This is a genomic window from Atlantibacter hermannii, assembly GCF_009907385.1.
GTDB classification, from domain to species: Bacteria; Pseudomonadota; Gammaproteobacteria; order Enterobacterales; family Enterobacteriaceae; genus Atlantibacter; species Atlantibacter hermannii_A.
The window spans coordinates 55,735-74,889 of record NZ_JAAATR010000005.1 but is presented as its reverse complement, the minus strand read 5'-3'; the positions used below and the strand labels follow the sequence as shown (position 1 = coordinate 74,889).

Sequence of the window (19,155 nt, the reverse complement as noted above, 5' to 3'; positions counted from 1 at the left end):
ACCGTTTGCTCAGAACGAAAGCAAACGGTTAACATATGCGATAAAAATCGCCTAATCCAATGAAATAAATTCTTTTATTTTCCTTTTTACCAGGAGCTTTGAGTGACTGATAAACAGCCACGCTGCCTTAATTTTGACCTTCATACTGCGGAAATGCGCCGCCAGGCGATTACCGTCAGCGCAAGCTGGTTTTTGTGGGTAAACATCTTATTTTCGCTGTTTATACTGGGCCGTAACTACTTTTCGCCGGAATATCTGGCCGCCGTGATGCACCACCCTCACCATGTGCTGGAAAGCGCAATGGTGCTGGTGCTCGCCGCCTCGTCCAGCGTGCTGTTTATCTTACGCATGGCACCCGACCGGGAAGCGGTCTGGTTGAGCCAGTTGGCTAAAGGCACGGTGTTATTTTTAAGCCTGACCTGGGCTGTCTCTTTCTATGTGTTCATCGCCAGCGGGGATATGCGGGTCATTTTTCCGCTGGCGGCGCTGCTGCTGTTCACCGCCCTGATTTCGCTCTATTTCGATGCACGGGTACTGCTCACCTTTATTGTGCCCATCTGGCTATCGATTCTGGTGAGCGCCTTTGTTTACCAACAAAGCCCCACCGCGCTGAATGCGGTACTGTGGCTGCTGCTGGCCGCGCTGCTGGAGTCAGGCCGCCGGATGCTAAACAACTGGTTTCTCCTGGCGCTGCGGCGCGGCCAGGAAAAGCGGGATTTGATTAAGCAACTGGAAACCCTGGCAAGCTACGATCCCCTGACCGGCATCGCTAACCGGCGCAATTTCCAACAACAACTGGATAATGCCATCCATGACGCCACGCAAACCGGCGGCGAACTGGCGATGATTATGGTCGACGTCGATCACTTTAAACGCTTCAACGACCACTACGGCCATCAGGCGGGAGATATCTGCCTGAAAGAAGTGGCGCATCAACTCAAAAGCGCGGTACGCAAACGGGGCGACAGCGTGGCGCGTCTGGGGGGCGAGGAATTTGCCATTCTGTTGCCCGGCGGCGGCAGCGAGGCGGCACACCGCGTGGCGCGTCGGCTGGCGTGGCGGCTGGAAAACCTGGCGATCGAACATGCCGCCTCGCCGGTTAATCAGCACGTGACGGTAAGCCAGGGGATATCTGTCTGGAAGCCCAATATGTCAGGTACGGTATTTATTGCTCAGGCCGACGCGGCGCTCTACCAGGCCAAAGAGAGCGGGCGTAATCGCTGGAATGAATACGATGTTGTTCGCGGCACCGGCTAACGCAACTGGCTGTCTTTAGAGCCCCGGCGGTTGTAGCCCGAGAAGCGTTGCTTATCCGCATCCGCCTTTTGTTGGCAATTGATGCACAGCCGAACGCCGGGCACCGCCTTCTGCCGGGCTTCAGGGATCGGCTCGCCGCACTCTTCGCAGTGCGTCAGGCTTTCTCCCGAGGTTAAATCCTGGCGCGCGCGCGAAATCGCATCTTCAATGGTACTGTCTATCTGCTGTTGAACCGCATCATCATTAGCCCAACCCGATGCCATCACCGCCTCCTCAAGCGTAACGCTTAATCGTTGTGTTACAGGGGTCGGCTGGGGATAAAAAACACCGGCAAAAACCGGTCATGCCATGACCGCTCAAGCCGCCACGTGTCGATTTTCCCTGCCGACCTGTCGTCCAGTAAGTATATCGGGTTTCAGAAATTTGACTTCAGGCATGGGCTGAAAGCATCAGCGCACTCCCTCTGCCACGCTAATGAGCCCCCGTCTGGTGTTCACCATCACGGTGGCGCAATTTCACTCCTGAACGCCTTATCGTCCGTCAATAACCTGAATAAAAAAGGCCGCTCTACGCGAGCGGCCTGTACCTGGCGTTGGCAACAAATCAGTGGTGCAACATCTCATCCACCACCTGCTCTTTGGTGAGCTGGTACTGGTAATAGGTCGGCCAGTTGTCCATCTCTTCCAGCAGCGCCTCCTGGGAGGTGTTGCCCATAAAGATGTGGTAGTGCGTGGACTTACGCGGCGCGATGATGTGATCGCTGAACTGAACGAATTTCGGTGCCTGGCTGCTGGCGTCTTTACACTCAAACAGATAGCGCACGCCCTTCTTGCCGGATTTATAGGTCAGGATCTTATGCCCGGCGTAATCGTATTTACAGGCGTTGACTTTGTCGCCGACGTGAAACTCCATCACGCCGTTTTCGATGCCGATCATGTCCACATCCGTGACATACCCTTTACGGTAGTACTCCTTGATCTCCTCAGCGGTTTTGGTCTTGTCCTTTTCGGCTTTCTTGTTGAATACCGGGTCCAGATCGCCACTCTGCAAATACGGGTACACCGACTGCCAGACGCCGTCCCAGTCGGACAGATCACGGTCTTTGACGTCTTTATTATCAAACACGCCCCCGGCGGCTTTCTGCTCCATCTCAGACAGCGGTTTGCCGTGTGAATGCCCGTGCGCCAGCGCGTACCCGCTCAAAAGCAGCGCACCCAGCGCCACAGCGATTTTAGAAAATTGACCTGCCAAAATACGTCCCTCTTAGATGCCCGAAAAAAGTTATAATATAACATAACATGTTTTTGGGTGATGAAAAGAGCCTGGCGCGAGTTTTTCGCGCCGGCAATGAATGAGAGGAGGGGAAAAGAGAAGAAATTAGTGTTTAATCAGGTACATGGTGCGGGTATAGGCCACGTCTTCCGGGTTGTTGATCGGATAGCCTTTAACCCAGGGCTTGATTAAACGCCCGTTGGTGTACTGATAAATCGGCGCAATCGGCGCTTTTTCAGCGATGATTTTTTCCGCCTGATTGTAATCGCTGTTACGCGCTTCCAGCGTGTTTTCCCGGCTGGCCTGCTCCAGCACTTTGTCATACGCCGGATCGTTGAAGCGCGAGATATTGCCGCTGTGGGTCGAGGTCAGCAGTGAGAGAAAGGTCGACGGCTCGTTATAATCCCCTACCCAGGAGGCGCGGATCACGTCGAAATTGCCGGTGTTACGGCTGTCGATGTACGTTTTCCATTCCTGGTTTTGCAGCTTCACGTCCACCCCGAGATTCTTTTTCCACATCGAGGCCACCGCAATGGCGATTTTCTGGTGGTTTTCAGAGGTGTTATACAGCAGCGTCAGTTTCAGCGGCTTGTTCGGCCCGTAGCCCGCAGCCTGAAGCAGCGTTTTGGCCTGCGCGTTCAGCTCCTGCTGGCTCATCTCTTCAAACATCGACGGCGTCGGCTTGAAGCCCGCCGTGACGTCCGGGGTGAATCGCCAGGCCGGTTTCTCCCCGGTGCCCAGCACTTTTTCCGCCATAATGCGTCGGTCGATAGTCATACTCAGCGCCAGTCTCACGCGCTGATCCGCCGTCGGGCCTTTCCGGGTATTAAACGCATAGTAATAGGTGCCGAGCTGCGGCGGCGTATACACCTGGCCGGGAATATCCTTCAGCAGCTTCTGATACATGTTTTTCGGGAAGGATTCGGTGATGTCGATATCGCCCGCCAGATAGCGTTTGGTGGCAGCAGACTCCTGGTTGATCGGAATAAACGTGACTTTACTAATCACCGTTTTGCCGTTGTCCCAGTAGTTTTTATTCGGCGTCGCCACCAGCTTCTCATTCACCACCCGTTCGGTCAGAGTATACGCGCCGTTGCCCACCAGATTGCCGGGTTTGGTCCATTCGCCGCCCCACTTCTCAATGGCGGCTTTCGGGGTGGGATAGAGCGAGAAGTTGGCCGTCAGGTTCGGGAAATACGGCACCGGCTTGTCCAGCTCTACCCGCAGCGTGGCGGCGTCGGGCGCAGAGACGCCCAGTTTATCGGCAGGCATTTTGCCGTCGATAATCGCCTGGGCGTTAGTGATGCCCGCCAGCGCGGCGAACCAGGCGAAAGGCGAGGTGTTTTTAGGATCGACCAGCCGCTGCCAGCTGTACACGAAATCCTGCGCGGTGACCGGCGTGCCGTCGGACCAGCGCGCATCGCTGCGCAGGCTGAAGGTCCAGACGCGGTTGTCGCTGCTCTGCCATTGAGTGGCAACGCCCGGCGTCAGTTCGCCCTTCTCATTCTGGTTCACCAGCCCTTCAAACAAATCGCGGATCACCTGAATTTCCGGCAGCCCTACGGCCTTAACCGGATCCAGCGAGGCCGGTTCATCTTTGATATGCCGAACCAGCTCCTGTTTCTCCGCCAGCACCGTGCCCTGTGGGACGTCCGCCGCAACGGCAGGCGTTAAGGCACTCCCCGCCAGCAACACGCCGGTTACCATACGCACCGGAAATTTCATTCCAACCCCCTAAACTCAACGATACCGACGCGTCTTTACAGGCGGCCAGCGGATTATTAACTGGCGTTAATTATTTGTTTTGACGTAATGAAATGCAAACGCCGACGGTGATTTATCTTCAGAAATGTGGACAGGCGCAGGCAGTTGATTTCCGGGCGCTTTTGCTCAACACTCCTCTTATCACCCCTTCAAGGAAAGAGAGTTATGACGACGTTACGCCCTCGCTCGCAGCGCGGCCATTTCCCTCCGGGCGCGGAACGCTACGGAAAAAGCGTATTAGGCGCGCCGCTGCTGTGGTTTCCGGCCCCGGAGGCCAGTGAAAATGCCGGGCTGATCCTGGCGGGTACGCACGGCGATGAAAACGCCGCCATGGTGACGCTCTCCTGCGCGCTGCGCGCCCTGGAGCCCAAACATCGTCAGCATCATGTGGTGCTGGCGGTGAATCCCGACGGTTGCCAGCTGGGGTTGCGCGCCAATGCGCACGGCGTGGATTTAAACCGCAATTTTCCGGCGGCGAACTGGAAGGCGGGCGAAACCGTGTACCGCTGGAACAGCGCGGCGGATAAGCGCGATGTGGTGTTGTCCACCGGCGAAAAGCCGGGTTCAGAGCCGGAAACCGTGGCGCTGTGCCAGCTGATCCATCAGATTGCGCCGCGCTGGGTGGTCTCGTTTCACGATCCGCTGGCCTGCATTGAAGATCCGGGCAGCAGCGCCCTCGGGCAGTGGCTGGCGCAGGCCTTCGATCTGCCGCTGGTCACCAGCGTCGGCTACGCCACCCCCGGCTCCTTCGGCAGCTGGTGCGCAGACATTCATTTGCCCTGCATCACCGCCGAGTTCCCGCCCATTTCCGCCGACGAGGCCAGCGAGCGCTATCTTGACGCCATGACGGCGCTGCTCCACTGGCAGCCTTACAGGTGAATCGCCCCGGTTGAGAAACGAAGCGCCGGCTCCACGTCCACCGCCAGCCACGTGGGGCCGTCAAGATCGGCGAAACGCGCCTCTACGCTTAGCGGCAGGGCGGCGCTGATGGCCCGCGAAGTGCATAACATGCAGCCGAGCATCACTTCAAACCCCTTCTCCCGCGCCGCCTCGCTTAACAGCAGCGCCTCGGTGAGGCCGCCGGCTTTATCCAGCTTGATATTGACCATCTCATAGCGCCGCGTCAGCCCTGCCAGCGATGCCCGGGTATGGCAGCTTTCATCGGCGCAGATCGGCAACGGATGAATAAAGTTTTCCAGCGGGCTGTCTTCCGCCGCAGGCAGCGGTTGCTCCAGCATCGCCACGCCCAAATCCGCCAGCAGCTGGCAGCGCGCCGCCAGGCCATCGGCGGGCCAGGATTCGTTCGCATCAACAATCAGCGTCGCGTTGGGTACGGCAGCGCGGATCCCCACCATGCGTTCGGTGATCAGCCGGTCGTCGAGCTTGATTTTCAGCAGCCGCGCGCCCTTGTCCCACAGCACCGCCGCCGAACTCGCCATCTGCTCCGGGGTGCCGATGCTGACGGTTTGCGCGGTCAGCACAAACTCTGGCAGCGTGACGCCCAGCAGGCCGCTCAGCGGTTTCCCTTCACGGCGCGACTCAAGGTCCCACAGCGCGCAGTCCAGCGCGTTGCGCGCCGCGCCGGCGGGGAGCAGCGTCTGAAGCGCCTCGCGGCTGGCACCCGCTTCCAGCGGCTCCACCACGGTCATGATTTGCGCCATCACCGACTCGACGCTCTCGCCATAGCGCGGATAAGGGGTACATTCCCCCACGCCCTTCACGCCGTCCTGCTCAATTTCCACCACCACAACCACCGCCTCATTGCGCGTCCCGCGCGAAATAACGAACGGCGAATGCAGGGGCCAGGATTCCTGATAGACCTTTACGCTGCGCATTTATTTAGCCTCTCCAGTGGTTTGCTCCATTATAGCGAGCGAATTTACCGACCGCCGAATCAGTTTTTTATATTCATCGGTGAAATGATGGCATACACTGTCGGCGACGTTAACTATATGTAAACAGGAAGATAACTATGTCACAAATCGTTCATTTTCAGGGCAATCCGGTATCCGTAGTCGGTCAGATCCCGGCGCAAGGCAGCAAAGCACAGCCCTTTAGCCTGGTGGCAAAAGATCTGTCTGACGTTACGCTTGGCCAGTTCGCCGGCAAACGTAAGGTCCTGAATATTTTCCCGAGCATTGATACCGGCGTGTGCGCCGCGTCAGTGCGTAAATTCAACCAGCTGGCGACCAGCGTGGATAACACCGTGGTGCTGTGCATCTCCGCTGACCTGCCGTTCGCCCAGTCGCGCTTCTGCGGCGCGGAAGGCCTGAGCAACGTCATCACCCTGTCCACCCTGCGCAATCCGCAGTTCCAGCAGGATTACGGCGTGGGCATTGAAGAAGGCGCCCTGAAGGGCCTGACCGCTCGCGCAGTGGTAGTGATCAACGAGCAGGACGAAGTGGTATTCAGCGAACTGGTGAATGAAATCACCCACGAGCCGAACTACGACGCCGCTCTGGAAGCACTGAAATAACAAAAGGGGGCGTTAAGCCCCCTTCTTCATTGCCTGACAACCGCTACTCTTCGCCCTTCTTCTGGCTTAATCCATATTCACGCAGTTTGTTGGCAATCGCGGTATGCGATACGCCCAGGCGCTTCGCCAGCTTGCGGGTGCTGGGATAGCTGCGATAAAGCTGAGTCAATACCGAGCGTTCGAAACGCCGGGTGATCTCGTCCAACGAACCGTCCATCGCCTCTTCGCCTACCGGCAGCGATCCGGCGTCGAAGTCCGGCAGCAAAATATCCTGCGCGCGCAGCTCATAACCTTCCAGCTGGGTCAATGCCCGGTATACGGCGTTTTTCAGCTGACGCACGTTGCCCGGCCAGCCGTAGCGGGTCAGCATATTGCTCAGATCGCTGGACAGCTTGGGACGCGCCACGCCCTGTTCGTCGGCAAATCGCGCCACAAACAGTTCGGTCAGCGGCATGATGTCCTGCGGACGATCGCGCAGCGGCGGCAGATTAAGGGTAAGCACGTTAAGGCGATAGTAGAGATCCTCCCGAAACGTACCCTTTTGCACCATCTCCACCAGGTTTTTCTGCGTGGCGCAAATCACCCGCACATCCACATGCACTTCGTGCTCCTCGCCGACGCGCCGGAAGGTGCCGTCATTCAGGAAGCGCAACAGTTTGGTTTGCATACGCGGCGACATTTCGCCGATTTCATCCAGCAGTACCGAACCGCCGTTGGCCTGCTCGAAGAAACCTTTTTTACCTTCCATCGCATTGGCCCAGGCGCCCGGCGCGTGGCCGAACAGCTCGCTTTCCACCACGTCTTCCGGGATAGAGCCGCAGTTCAGCGCCAGATAGGGCTTCTCGGCGCGTGGGCTGGCCTGATGGCAGGCGCGGGCCAGTTGATCCTTGCCGGTGCCGGTATCGCCGACAATCAGCAGCGGCGCGTTAAGCATGGCGAATTTACGCGCCTGCTCCACCACCTGACGCATCCGCGGGCTGACCGCAACGATCTGGCTGAACGCGCTGGCATCAAGGCCCGTCATATTTTGCAGCTGGCGGCCCATGCGCACCGTGGAGCGCAGCATCACCACTGCGCCAATCAGCGTGTTAACGCCTTTATCCTCTTCCAGATGCACCGGCGTGATTTCCATCAGGAAGTTCTGGCCGTTGATGACGGCATGTTCGGAATGGGATTCTACCGGGTCGCTATCCAGCCAGCGCTGGAAGTTGAAGCTGTTGATCAGCGCGCCGGCGTTATGGTTACGCAGCTTTGCCTCGCTCATGGCGAACAGCGCGCAACTTGCGGGGTTAGCCCGTTCCACTTTGCTCTTTAAATCCAGCGAGAGCACCGCTTCCGGCAAGGCTTCCAGCAGTGCTGACAGGGCGCGGTTTTCCCGCTCCGACGGCATCCACGGCACGGTGCGCACGTCGGTCACGCCGGAGATGCGGCGGATTTCCGCCATCAGGCTGCTGAATGAATCAAAATCAAGGTTGGAAAAGTTGAGGTAGATACGCCCGATAGGGTCAATTTCGATTCCGCGCAGGTCAATGCTGCGTAGCACCAGTAAATCCAGTAATTCTCGGGTAAGACCGATTCGGTCTTCGCAAAATACTTCCAGACGCATGGGGGTAACCTTCATGCTTAAGGGCCAATGACGGGGCGATGATACTCAAGATAACCTTCACCAGGAAGATGTCTGTCAACAATCATTGACAGTATGGCGGAAAATTGGGCGCTGCGCCGTAAAGTTAAACGTTCACAGCGCCGAAGGGTTAGTTATCGCGCGGTTTCTTTTGCAGGGTTTCTTTCACCTGGGTCAGCAACTGGCGGCGGAAATCGCCGAGACGCGGTTTATCGTCAAGCCACGGCAGAGGGCGGCACAGCTCCATGGCCTTGATGCCGAGACGCGCCGTCAGCAAGCCTGCGCCAATGCCCTGCGCCGCACGCGCGGAGAGCCGCGCCGCCAGATCCTGGGACATCCAGTCCAGGCCGATTTCGCGCACCATTTCGCTGGCCCCGGCAAAGGCGATATTCAGCAGCACCAGCCGGAATAGCCGGATTCGGCTGAAATAACCCAGTTCAATGCCGTACAGCGCGGCGATGCGGTTGATCAGACGTAAATTGCGCCAGGCGATAAACGCCATATCCACCAGCGCCAGCGGGCTGACGGCGATCATCAGGGTGGATTCCGCCGCCGAGCGGCTGATTTCGCGCCGCGCCTGGCTATCCAGCACCGGCTGCACCAGATGGGCATACAGCTCGACAATCTCCCGATCGTTATGGGTTTCATGAATGGCGGCATACCAGCGCTGGAGCGCCGGATGGCCCTGATCCAACCCGGCCTGACGCGCCAGTTTTTCGCAGAACGCCCGTCCTTTGCCCATGCCGTGGCTGGTCAGCAGTTCACGCGCCTCATCGCGTTCGGTGGCGCGCTCGCGCAAACGGTGCAAACGCCGCCATTCGGTGCCCACTGCGCCCACACCTGCCGCAACAATCAGCCCGCCCGCCGCCAGGCCGCCAAGGGCGATCCAGTCCTGGGTTTGCCAGGCGTGAAGCGTCCACTGTACGCCCTGCGCCACCACGCTGACGCCAAACAGCGCCAGCCCGGCGGTGACCATACGCCGCCACAGGCTGCGCTTAGGACGCAGCGCGGCTTCCACCACGGCTTCGGCCTGGCCGTCGTCCGGCGCCAGATCGGCGGTGAGCGCCGGGGTGAACAGCTCCGCCTCCGGCTCGCTAAACGCCTGGGCGCTTTTGATCTGCGGTTCCCGATCCGCCTGGAGCGGCTCGGCGAAATCGATTCGCGGTTTTAACGGCTCGCTCATCGCAATTTATCTCCTATTAAAAACTCCAGCGCCGCGTCCAGCCGGATATGCGGCAGCGGCGTATCCACCGTCATTCGCTGCGGGCGGAACTGTTCAAACTGAAATCCCTGGTTTTCCCAGAAAGCGTTGCCCGGCAGGCGCGCCGGCACTTCGCCAGGGTAAACCGTCAGGGGCGCGCCGTCGCTTAGCCGGTGACCGCGTAACGCCGGGATTTTTTCGCCCTTCACGTCCACCAGCCCGCTTTGCGTGGCCTGTACCGACGCCAGCCCGAGGCAGTCCATGCTGATGCCTTCAAACGCCGCGTTTTGCCAGGCGTCCTGCACCAGCTGCTGTAGCAGCGACACCATATTGGCATGCTGATCGGCGGTGATATGGTCGGCTTTGGTAGCGGCAAACAGCAGCTTGTCGATCACCGGGGAAAACAGCCGGCGGAACAGCGTGCGCTGGCCGTAGTGGAAGCTTTGCATCAGTTGCGTCAACGCCAGGCGCATATCGTTAAACGCCTGCGGCCCGCTGTTGAGCGGTTGCAGGCAGTCAACCAGCACAATCTGGCGGTCAAAGCGCAGGAAGTGATCTTTATAAAAGCCTTTGACCACTTTTTCGCAGTAGTAGCGATAGCGTTCGCGCAGCATTCCGGCGTTGGTGGATTTATCCGCCTGGGCGAGACGCGATTCACCGACGCCGTCGACGTCCGGCCAGGGGAAAAATTGCAGCGCGGGCGCGCCCGCCATATCGCCGGGCAGCACAAAGCGCCCCGGCTGGATAAAGTGCAGCCCTTCGCGTTTACAGGTGTGCAGATAATCGGTCCAGGCTTCGGCAATCGCCGCCAGGCGGTTTTCATCGGCGGGCGCGAGCGGATCGAGCCCGTCGCACAGCGTGCGCCACGGTTGCGACCAGTTCTCCCGGTCGCCCTTGAGCAGCCCGGTCATCTGCCGTGACCAGCTCAGATAATCCTGGGCCAGCATCGGCAAATCCAGCAGCCATTCGCCCGGATAATCGACGATTTCCAGATACAGGGTTGAGGTGTCTTTAAAGTGGCGCAGCAGGGATTCGTTAGAGCGGTAACGCAGCGCGAGGCGCATTTCGCTGACGCCACGGGTCGGAGTCGGCCAGGTGGGTGGCTCGCCGTACAGCTGCGCCAGCCCTTCATCATAAGTAAAACGCGCCACGCCCAAATCGCGCTGCGGCACGCGTTTGACGCCCAGCAGCCGATCTTCGCGCACCGCATTCAGCAGCGGCAGGCGCGCGCCGGCGTGGAGGTTCAACAGTTGATTCACCATGGCGGTGATAAATGCCGTTTTGCCGCTGCGGCTCAGGCCGGTGACGGCCAGCCGCAGATGGCGATCGACGCCGCGGTTGACCAGCGCATTGAGTTCAGTCTTGATTCGCTTCATCGTCATCCTGTTTTCGAACAAGCGGATTGATAAGGCTATTATGGGGATGATTTAGCGGTCAGGCACGTCCCCGTTGTGCCCTTGCGATGGGTTTTTTGTGGATCAGGGTTTGAAATTGCGCGACAGTCGGGCCGCCAGGCGTTTTAACAGCGGTTCGAGGGCGAAGGCCAGCAGCATTTTAACCGGACGTCGTGCGACCGACTTCACCGCCCAGCCAGCCACGCCGGCAGGCCCGTAGCGCAATGCGCCGAGAATGATCAGTTTACCGGCCAGTTTCAGACCGGGACGCGCTTTCACTGAAGCCTGCTGCCAACGGGTTTGTTTCATTCGCTCTCCAGACAGAGGTTAAAGCTGACGAAAACGGCTGCGCAATGTGAACGTGTCCGAGGTCACGTAACGCTCCATCGCGCGTAAGCGCTGCTCGGATTCGGCCAGTTGGGCATCGGCGTCGTTCAGCAAATCGCTGCTGCGCGGCGCGCCTTCGCCCTGTTCTGCGCCTTCCGGCATCGGGTCGAGAATAAACGTCAGGGCGATATACGCCACCAGGGTAAAAAAGAACAGACCGAAAAACATCGACAGCACGACGATCAGGCGCACCAGCTTCACCGGCACGTCGAGATACTGCGCGACGCCCGCGCATACCCCTTTAACCATGCCCTGCTGGGGAATACGCCACAGTTTGCGATTTCCAAAAGAGGGGGTCATTAGTCATTTCTCCAGTTGGGGTGTTCGGCATCCAGAATCTGTTCCAGCGACTGAATGCGTTCGCGCATCCGGCGAGCCTCTTCAGTCAGTTGCGCCAGCCGCTGCTGTTCGCTTTGACTTAACTCGCTGCGCGAATTGCGGTTGCTGTAGTGCAACCACAGCCAGATCGGCGCGACGAACAGCACGAAAATGGTCAGCGGTATGGCGAGAAAAAGTGCGCTCATGTGTACTCCTTGACAGTAAAGGCGCTGCGGCGCGTCATGTCGCCGCAGCCAGATTATTATTCAACGTCGCGCTGTACTTTGGCTTTAAGCGCAGCCAGTTGAGCGCTGATTTCATCGTCCGCTTTGAGATCGGCAAATTGCTGATCGAGATTTTTTTGTTTGCCAAAACGCTGGCTTTCAGCTTCGGCTTCCATGTGATCGATACGGCGCTCAAACGATTCGAAACGCGCCATGGCTTCATCAATTTTGCCGCTGTCGAGCTGGCGGCGCACGTCGCGTGAGGACGAGGCTGCCTGATGGCGCAGCGTCAACGCCTGCTGGCGAGCGCGGGTTTCCTGAAGTTTGTTCTCCAGCTCACCGATTTCGGTTTTCATCCGCGCCAGGGTTTCGTCAACCTGAGTCGCTTCGTCGGTCAGCACCGTAATCAGGTCGGTCAGCTTCTGTTTTTCAATCAGCGCCGCACGGGCTAAGTCGTCTTTATCTTTACGCAGCGCCAGTTCGGCTTTTTCCTGCCACTCGGCCTGCTGGGCTGTTGCCTGCTCAATGCGACGGCTCAGCTGTTTCTTTTCAGCCAGCGCGCGCGCGGAGGTGGAACGCACTTCGACTAAGGTGTCTTCCATTTCCTGAATCATCAGACGCACCAGCTTTTGCGGGTCCTCTGCTTTTTCCAGCAGGGAGTTGATGTTGGCGTTCACGATGTCGGCAAAACGAGAAAAAATACCCATAACTCAATCCTCTTTAATTTTTCGGGCGTCACGCGCCCTGCTCGATTTCGCCATAACTAATACAAACATCGTGCCAGTTTTGTAATTTATTGTTTTTACTACGTTTACGCAGACTGCCGTCAGGTATGATATGTTTAAGAGTAGTCATATCCACCAACAAGTGGTCAATTTCATCATGGCAGAATATAAAGATAATCTCATTGGCGAGGCCAATAGCTTCCTTGAAGTGCTGGAGCAGGTATCGCGGCTGGCGCCGCTGGATAAACCGGTGCTGGTGACTGGCGAGCGCGGGACCGGTAAGGAGCTGATTGCCAGCCGCATTCACTTTTTGTCGCGCCGCTGGCAGGGGCCGTTTATCTCGCTGAACTGCGCGGCGCTGAATGAAAATCTGCTGGATTCCGAACTGTTCGGCCATGAAGCGGGCGCGTTTACCGGCGCGCAGAAGCGCCACCCGGGCCGGTTTGAGCGCGCCGACGGCGGAACGCTGTTTCTCGATGAGCTGGCGACCGCGCCGATGATGGTGCAGGAAAAGCTGCTCAGGGTTATTGAATATGGCGAGCTGGAGCGCGTGGGGGGCAGCCAGCCGTTGCAGGTCAATGTGCGTCTGGTGTGCGCCACCAACGCCAGCCTGCCGGATCTGGTCGAGGAAGGGACCTTCCGCGCCGACCTGCTCGACCGGCTGGCGTTTGACGTGGTGCAGCTCCCACCGCTGCGCGAGCGGCGTAGCGATATCATGCTGCTGGCGGAACAGTTTGCCATCCAGATGTGCCGCGAACTCGGCTGGCTGCTGTTTCCCGGCTTTACCCCGGAAGCCGAACAAACCCTGCTGGAGTATGGCTGGCCGGGCAATATCCGCGAGCTGAAAAACGTGGTAGAGCGTTCGATTTATCGCCACGGCACCAGCGAAACCCCGGTGGATACGATTATTGTCGACCCGTTTTCCCGCCCCGCGCCGCAAAAAACTGAAATGGCTGAACACGACTTACCCGCCCTGCCGCTCGATTTACGCCAGTGGCAGCAGCAGAGCGAAAAAGCGCTGGTGGAAGCCAGTCTGGCGCAGGCGAAATACAATCAGAAACGCGCCGCGCAGTTACTGGGGGTGACCTATCACCAGCTGCGCGCCCTGTTGAAAAAGCACGAGATCGCCGCCCAGTGATGGCTTTTGCGCCAACTGGCGCAGAGATTTTTCCCTGGCCCCACTAAGTGCGATACACTTTGACTATTGGTCAAAATAACTCAAAAACTTATGCGCGTATTTTTGTCTTCCCTGATAATGGCGCTCGGCATTTCCGGCGGGTACGCCCATGCGGCCCCTGCCCCAAAACCCCTTGCCGATATTCGCCAGAGCGGGTTTGTCTATTGCGTCAGCGGACAGGTCAATACCTTTAATCCGCAAAAAGCGGGTAGCGGTCTCACCGTTGATACCCTGGCCGCCCAGCTGTATGACCGGTTGCTGGACGTCGACCCCTATACCTACCGGCTGGCTTCCGAACTGGCTGACAGCTGGGAAGTGCTGGATAACGGCGCCACCTATCGCTTTCACCTGCGCCGTAACGTGCAGTTCCAGACTACCGCCTGGTTTACGCCGACCCGTCCGCTCAATGCCGATGACGTGGTATTCAGCTTCCAGCGTATTTTCGATCGCAATAATCCCTGGCACAGCGTCAACGGCGCGAGTTACCCCTATTTCGACAGTCTGCAATTTGCCGATACCGTGAAAAGCGTGCGGAAAATTGGCGAATACAGTATTGAGTTTCGCCTCGCTCAGCCAGACGCCTCGTTCTTATGGCATCTGGCGACCCATTACGCGTCGGTGATGTCGGCGGAATACGCCGCGAAACTGGCTAAGGCCGACCGCCAGGAGATGCTGGATCGCGAACCGGTAGGCACCGGTCCCTTTAAGCTGCGGGAGTACCGCGCCGGGCAATTTATCCGCCTGGCGCGTCACGATAATTTCTGGCGCGGTAAGCCGCTGATGCCGCAGGTGGTCATCGATCTGGGTTCCGGCGGCACCGGACGCTTATCAAAATTGCTGACCGGCGAATGCGATGTGCTGGCCTGGCCCGCCGCCAGCCAGTTGTCGATTTTACGCGACGACCCGCGCCTGCGCCTGACGCTGCGCCCCGGGATGAACATCGCCTATCTCGGATTCAACACCAATAAAGCGCCGCTGAATAACCCGGCGGTACGCCATGCGCTGGCGCTGGCCATCAACAATCAACGCCTGATGCAGTCAATTTATTACGGCACCGCCGAAACCGCCGCGTCGATTTTGCCGCGTGCCTCGTGGGCCTATGATAACGATGCGAAAATCACCGAGTACGATCCCGCCAGGGCCAAAGCGCAGCTTGAAGCGCTGGGCGTACAGAATTTAACCCTGCAATTGTGGGTGCCGACCAGTTCTCAGGCCTGGAACCCCAGCCCGCTCAAAACCGCCGAGTTGATTCAGGCCGACCTGGCCCAGGTGGGCGTGACGGTAGTGATCGTGCCGGTAGAGGGCCGTTTCCAGGAGGCGCGTCTGATGGATATGAATCACGACCTGACGCTGGCTGGCTGGGCCACCGACAGTAACGACCCGGACAGCTTCTTCCGCCCGTTATTAAGCTGTGCAGCGATCCGCTCGCAGAGCAACGTCGCCCACTGGTGCAACCGTGAATTCGACGAGGTACTGCAACGAGCGCTCTCCTCACAGCAGCTGGCGGCGCGCATCGACGCCTACGATCAGGCCCAGCGGATACTGGCGAAGGAGCTGCCGGTGCTGCCGCTGGCGTCCTCCCTGCGTCTGCAGGCGTCGCGCTATGATATCAAAGGGCTGGTATTGAGCCCGTTCGGCAATGCGTCATTCGCCGGGGTTTCCCGGGACGAGGCGGAGGTGAAAGCGCCATGATTATTTTTACCCTGCGTCGCTTATTGCTTTTGCTGGTGACGCTGCTGTTTTTAAGCATTGTCGGCTTCTGCCTGAGCTACTTTACACCGCACGCCCCGCTTCAGGGCGCGTCGCTGTGGAATGCCTGGTGGTTCTGGTTTGACGGCGTGCTGCACTGGGATTTCGGCGTGTCCAGCATCAACGGCCAGCCCATCACCGCTCAGCTGCGGGACGTTTTCCCGGCCACGATGGAACTGTGCTTTCTGGCGTTTGGCTTTGCGCTGCTGGTGGGCATCCCGGTGGGGATGCTGGCAGGGATTTTGCGCAATAAATGGCAGGACACCTTTATCAGCGGGCTGGCGCTGGTGGGCCTGTCGATTCCGGTGTTCTGGCTGGCGTTGCTGCTGACGCTGTTTTTCTCGCTTACCCTGGGCTGGCTGCCGGTTTCAGGCCGCTTCGACCTGCTGTATGAGGTTAAGCAGGTGACCGGTTTCGCGCTGGTTGACGCCTGGCTGTCGGATTCCCCGTGGCGCGATGAGATGATTATCAGCGCCGTGCGCCATATGGTGCTGCCGGTGCTGACCCTGGCGCTGGCACCCACCACCGAAGTGATCCGCCTGATGCGCATCAGCACCATCGAGGTGTTCGATCAAAACTATGTGAAAGCGGCCGCCACGCGCGGCCTGTCGCGGATCACCATTTTGCGCCGCCACGTGCTGCATAACGCCCTGCCGCCGGTGATCCCGCGTCTGGGCCTGCAATTCTCCACCATGCTGACGCTGGCGATGATCACCGAAATGGTGTTTAGCTGGCCTGGGCTGGGGCGCTGGCTGATTAACGCCATCCGCCAGCAGGATTATGCGGCGATTTCCGCCGGGGTGATGGTGATTGGCGCGCTGGTGATCGCGGTTAACGTGCTGTCGGATATTCTCGGGGCCATGGCGAACCCGCTGAAGCATAAGGAATGGTATGCCCTACGATAATGTTTACAGCGAAAAACGCCCGCCGGGAGCCTTACGCACGGTATGGCGCAAATTCTACGGCGATACCATGGCGATGGTCGGCCTGTACGGCTGCGCCGGGCTGGTGCTGCTGTGCCTGTTTGGCTCGCTGTTTTCCCCTTACGACATCAATCAGCAGTTTCTTGGCTATCAGTTGCTGCCGCCGTCGTGGTCGCGCTATGGCGAGGTGTCGTTCTTTTTAGGCACCGATGATTTAGGCCGTGACGTATTAAGCCGCCTGCTGAGCGGCGCGGCCCCGACCGTCGGCGGCGCGTTCGTGGTGACGCTGGGCGCGGCGGTCGTCGGGTTAGTGTTAGGCGTGGTCGCCGGATCGACCCACGGTCTGCGCTCGGCGCTGCTGAACCATATTCTCGATACCCTGCTGTCGATCCCTTCCCTGCTGCTGGCGATTATCGTGGTGGCGTTTGCCGGGCCGGGGCTGACCCATGCCATGTTCGCGGTATGGCTGGCGCTGCTGCCGCGCATCGTGCGTTCGGTTTACAGCATGGTGCATGACGAGCTGGAAAAAGAGTACGTGGTGGCGGCGCGCCTTGACGGCGCATCAACCCTGAATATTCTCTGGTTCGCGGTGCTGCCGAATACCGCGTCGGTATTTGTCAGCGAAGTGACGCGCGCGCTGTCGATGGCGGTGCTGGATATTGCCGCGCTCGGCTTTCTCGATCTCGGCGCGCAGCTGCCCTCGCCCGAGTGGGGAGCGATGCTGGGGGATGCGCTAGAATTGATTTATGTCGCGCCGTGGACGGTGATGCTGCCCGGTGCCGCCATTATGGTCAGCGTGCTGCTGATCAACCTGCTTGGCGAAGGTATCCGACGCGCCATTAATGCGGGAGTGGAATAATGCCGTTACTTGATATCCGTAATCTCACCATCGAATTTAAAGCCGGTGACGAGTGGGTAAAAGCCGTCGATCGCGTCAGTATGACGCTGGCCGAGGGGGAGATCCGTGGGCTGGTGGGCGAATCGGGTTCCGGTAAAAGCCTCATCGCCAAAGCGATTTGCGGCGTGACCAGGGATAACTGGCGCGTGACCGCTGACCGTATGCGTTTTGACGATATCGACCTGCTGCGCCTGTCTGCGCGCGAGCGGCGGCGGCTGGTGGGCCATAACGTGTCGATGATTTTCCAGGAGCCGCAGTCCTGCCTGGATCCCTCTGAGAAAGTGGGTCGTCAACTGATGCAAAACATACCCGCCTGGACCTGGAAAGGCCGCTGGTGGCAGCGCTTCGGCTGGCGCAAACAGCGCGCCATCGAGCTGTTGCACCGGGTGGGGATTAAAGATCATAAAGACGCGATGAACAGCTTCCCCTACGAGCTGACCGACGGCGAGTGCCAGAAAGTGATGATCGCCATCGCGCTGGCCAATCAGCCGCGCTTGCTGATTGCCGATGAGCCGACCAATGCCATGGAGCCTACCACGCAGGCGCAGATTTTCCGGCTTTTGACCCGGCTAAACCAGAATAACAACACCACCATTCTGCTGATCAGCCATGATCTGCAGATGCTCAGCCAGTGGGCCGATCGCATCAACGTGATGTACTGCGGCCAGACGGTGGAAACCGCGCCGAGTGAAGAATTGATTACCACGCCGCATCATCCCTATACCCAGGCGCTGATCCGCGCGATCCCCGATTTTGGCAGCGCGATGCCGCATAAAAGCCGCCTGAATACGTTACAGGGCGCGATCCCGCTACTGGAGCAATTACCGATTGGCTGCCGCCTGGGGCCGCGCTGCCCCTACGCCCAGCGAAAATGCGTTGAAACGCCGCGCCTGGCCGGGCCGAGAGGCCATCTTTTCGCCTGCCATTTCCCGCTAAACATGGAGAAAGAGTGAAATGGTCGAGACGTTGTTAGAAGTTCGCAATCTCAGTAAAACCTTTCGCTATCGCACCGGCTGGTTTCACCGACAGACCGTCGAAGCCGTCAAGCCGTTGAGCTTTACCCTACGTGAAAGGCAAACCCTGGCCATCATCGGTGAAAACGGTTCGGGGAAATCGACGCTGGCAAAAATGCTGGCCGGGATGGTAGAGCCTACCAGCGGAGACGTGGTGATCGACGACCATAAACTGCACTACGGCGATTACTCATTCCGCAGCCAGCGCATCAGGATGATTTTCCAGGATCCGTCGACATCGTTAAACCCGCGCCAGCGGGTTTCGCAAATCCTCGACTTCCCCTTGCGGTTGAACACCGATCTGGGACCGGAGCGGCGTCAAAAGCAGATTCTGGAAACGCTGCGGATGGTAGGCCTGCTGCCGGATCACGCCAGCTATTACCCGCACATGCTGGCGCCAGGCCAGAAGCAGCGCCTTGGGCTGGCACGCGCGCTGATCTTACGTCCAAAAGTTATTATTGCCGATGAGGCGCTGGCCTCGCTGGATATGTCCATGCGTTCCCAGTTAATCAACCTGATGCTGGAGTTACAGGAAAAACAGGGGATTTCGTATATCTACGTTACCCAGCATATCGGCATGATGAAGCACATCAGCGACCTGGTGATGGTGATGCATCAGGGTGAAGTGGTGGAGCGTGGCAGCACGGCGGATGTTCTGGCCTCGCCGCTGCATGATTTAACCCGCCGCTTAATCGCCAGCCATTTCGGCGAGGCGCTGACGGCGGATGCATGGCGTAAAGACCGCTGAACCCG

General features: G+C 58.7%; 20 protein-coding genes. 9 read left to right on the top strand and 11 right to left on the bottom strand.

Annotation, left to right across the window (positions count from 1 at the left end):
* Nucleotides 1-102 precede the first annotated feature (102 nt).
* Complete coding sequence (locus GV764_RS02170; RefSeq protein ID WP_161658876.1) at nucleotides 103-1,257, top strand: sensor domain-containing diguanylate cyclase; 1,155 nt, start codon at nucleotides 103-105, stop codon at nucleotides 1,255-1,257.
* On the opposite strand, the gene GV764_RS02165 is transcribed toward GV764_RS02170, so the two are convergent.
* From GV764_RS02165 to GV764_RS02155, 3 genes are all read right to left on the bottom strand, one after another.
* Complete coding sequence (locus GV764_RS02165; protein WP_161658875.1) at nucleotides 1,254-1,520, bottom strand: DksA/TraR family C4-type zinc finger protein; 267 nt, start codon at nucleotides 1,518-1,520, stop codon at nucleotides 1,254-1,256. The genes GV764_RS02170 and GV764_RS02165 overlap by 4 nt on opposite strands.
* A gap of 340 nt (nucleotides 1,521-1,860) precedes the next feature.
* Nucleotides 1,861-2,508, bottom strand: a complete 648-nt coding sequence (gene zinT / locus GV764_RS02160; protein ID WP_161658874.1) for a metal-binding protein ZinT — start codon at nucleotides 2,506-2,508, stop codon at nucleotides 1,861-1,863.
* A 126-nt stretch (nucleotides 2,509-2,634) separates the two neighbouring features.
* On the bottom strand, nucleotides 2,635-4,236 hold the full coding sequence (locus GV764_RS02155) for a peptide ABC transporter substrate-binding protein (RefSeq protein WP_161658958.1): 1,602 nt from the start codon (nucleotides 4,234-4,236) through the stop codon (nucleotides 2,635-2,637).
* Nucleotides 4,237-4,458: 222 nt separating this feature from the next.
* Between GV764_RS02155 and mpaA the strand changes: the two genes are divergently transcribed.
* On the top strand, nucleotides 4,459-5,172 hold the full coding sequence (mpaA, locus tag GV764_RS02150) for a murein tripeptide amidase MpaA (RefSeq protein ID WP_161658873.1): 714 nt from the start codon (nucleotides 4,459-4,461) through the stop codon (nucleotides 5,170-5,172).
* Here the strand turns inward: mpaA and ycjG are convergent.
* Nucleotides 5,163-6,128: an L-Ala-D/L-Glu epimerase gene (ycjG, locus tag GV764_RS02145; RefSeq protein ID WP_161658872.1), complete on the bottom strand. Its 966-nt coding sequence runs from the start codon at nucleotides 6,126-6,128 to the stop codon at nucleotides 5,163-5,165. The two genes, mpaA and ycjG, sit on opposite strands and share 10 nt — an antisense overlap.
* 137 nt (nucleotides 6,129-6,265) lie before the next feature.
* Between ycjG and tpx the strand changes: the two genes are divergently transcribed.
* Nucleotides 6,266-6,769, top strand: coding sequence for a thiol peroxidase (gene tpx, locus GV764_RS02140; RefSeq protein ID WP_161658871.1), 504 nt, complete (start codon nucleotides 6,266-6,268; stop codon nucleotides 6,767-6,769).
* A gap of 43 nt (nucleotides 6,770-6,812) precedes the next feature.
* Here the strand turns inward: tpx and tyrR are convergent, their stop codons facing one another.
* The 7 genes from tyrR to pspA form a co-directional block, all read right to left on the bottom strand.
* Nucleotides 6,813-8,375, bottom strand: coding sequence for a transcriptional regulator TyrR (tyrR, locus tag GV764_RS02135; protein ID WP_161658870.1), 1,563 nt, complete (start codon nucleotides 8,373-8,375; stop codon nucleotides 6,813-6,815).
* 148 nt (nucleotides 8,376-8,523) lie between these two features.
* Nucleotides 8,524-9,576, bottom strand: coding sequence for a TIGR01620 family protein (locus GV764_RS02130; protein ID WP_161658869.1), 1,053 nt, complete (start codon nucleotides 9,574-9,576; stop codon nucleotides 8,524-8,526).
* The gene (locus GV764_RS02125) at nucleotides 9,573-10,970 is read right to left on the bottom strand and encodes a YcjX family GTP-binding protein (protein WP_161658868.1); all 1,398 of its coding nucleotides are present in this window, start codon (nucleotides 10,968-10,970) and stop codon (nucleotides 9,573-9,575) included. The genes GV764_RS02130 and GV764_RS02125 overlap by 4 nt, the downstream gene beginning before the upstream one ends.
* Nucleotides 10,971-11,072: 102 nt before the next feature.
* The gene (gene pspD / locus GV764_RS02120; protein WP_161658867.1) at nucleotides 11,073-11,297 is read right to left on the bottom strand and encodes a phage shock protein PspD; all 225 of its coding nucleotides are present in this window, start codon (nucleotides 11,295-11,297) and stop codon (nucleotides 11,073-11,075) included.
* An 18-nt stretch (nucleotides 11,298-11,315) separates the two neighbouring features.
* Nucleotides 11,316-11,675, bottom strand: a complete 360-nt coding sequence (pspC, locus tag GV764_RS02115) for an envelope stress response membrane protein PspC (RefSeq protein ID WP_161658866.1) — start codon at nucleotides 11,673-11,675, stop codon at nucleotides 11,316-11,318.
* Nucleotides 11,675-11,899 (bottom strand): envelope stress response membrane protein PspB, encoded by a 225-nt coding sequence (gene pspB, locus GV764_RS02110; RefSeq protein WP_161658865.1) that lies wholly within the window; start codon nucleotides 11,897-11,899, stop codon nucleotides 11,675-11,677. Before pspB ends, pspC begins: the two co-directional genes overlap by 1 nt.
* Before the next feature lie 56 nt (nucleotides 11,900-11,955).
* Complete coding sequence (pspA, locus tag GV764_RS02105; RefSeq protein WP_125294388.1) at nucleotides 11,956-12,624, bottom strand: phage shock protein PspA; 669 nt, start codon at nucleotides 12,622-12,624, stop codon at nucleotides 11,956-11,958.
* A gap of 160 nt (nucleotides 12,625-12,784) precedes the next feature.
* Here pspA and pspF point away from each other — a divergent pair, with 160 nt between their 5' ends.
* The 6 genes from pspF (at nucleotide 12,785) to sapF (ending at nucleotide 19,150) form a co-directional block, all read left to right on the top strand.
* On the top strand, nucleotides 12,785-13,780 hold the full coding sequence (gene pspF, locus GV764_RS02100; RefSeq protein ID WP_328515147.1) for a phage shock protein operon transcriptional activator: 996 nt from the start codon (nucleotides 12,785-12,787) through the stop codon (nucleotides 13,778-13,780).
* 90 nt (nucleotides 13,781-13,870) lie between these two features.
* Nucleotides 13,871-15,511, top strand: coding sequence for an ABC transporter substrate-binding protein SapA (sapA, locus tag GV764_RS02095; RefSeq protein ID WP_161658864.1), 1,641 nt, complete (start codon nucleotides 13,871-13,873; stop codon nucleotides 15,509-15,511).
* On the top strand, nucleotides 15,508-16,473 hold the full coding sequence (gene sapB / locus GV764_RS02090; protein WP_161658863.1) for a putrescine export ABC transporter permease SapB: 966 nt from the start codon (nucleotides 15,508-15,510) through the stop codon (nucleotides 16,471-16,473). Before sapA ends, sapB begins: the two co-directional genes overlap by 4 nt.
* The gene (gene sapC, locus GV764_RS02085; protein WP_161658862.1) at nucleotides 16,460-17,350 is read left to right on the top strand and encodes a putrescine export ABC transporter permease SapC; all 891 of its coding nucleotides are present in this window, start codon (nucleotides 16,460-16,462) and stop codon (nucleotides 17,348-17,350) included. The genes sapB and sapC overlap by 14 nt, the downstream gene beginning before the upstream one ends.
* Nucleotides 17,350-18,342: a putrescine export ABC transporter ATP-binding protein SapD gene (sapD, locus tag GV764_RS02080; RefSeq protein WP_161658861.1), complete on the top strand. Its 993-nt coding sequence runs from the start codon at nucleotides 17,350-17,352 to the stop codon at nucleotides 18,340-18,342. The genes sapC and sapD overlap by 1 nt, the downstream gene beginning before the upstream one ends.
* A gap of 1 nt (nucleotide 18,343) precedes the next feature.
* Nucleotides 18,344-19,150 carry a putrescine export ABC transporter ATP-binding protein SapF gene (gene sapF / locus GV764_RS02075; RefSeq protein WP_161658860.1) on the top strand — a complete coding sequence of 269 codons (807 nt, stop codon included), beginning with the start codon at nucleotides 18,344-18,346 and terminating at the stop codon, nucleotides 19,148-19,150.
* The last annotated feature ends 5 nt before the right edge of the window (nucleotides 19,151-19,155 follow it).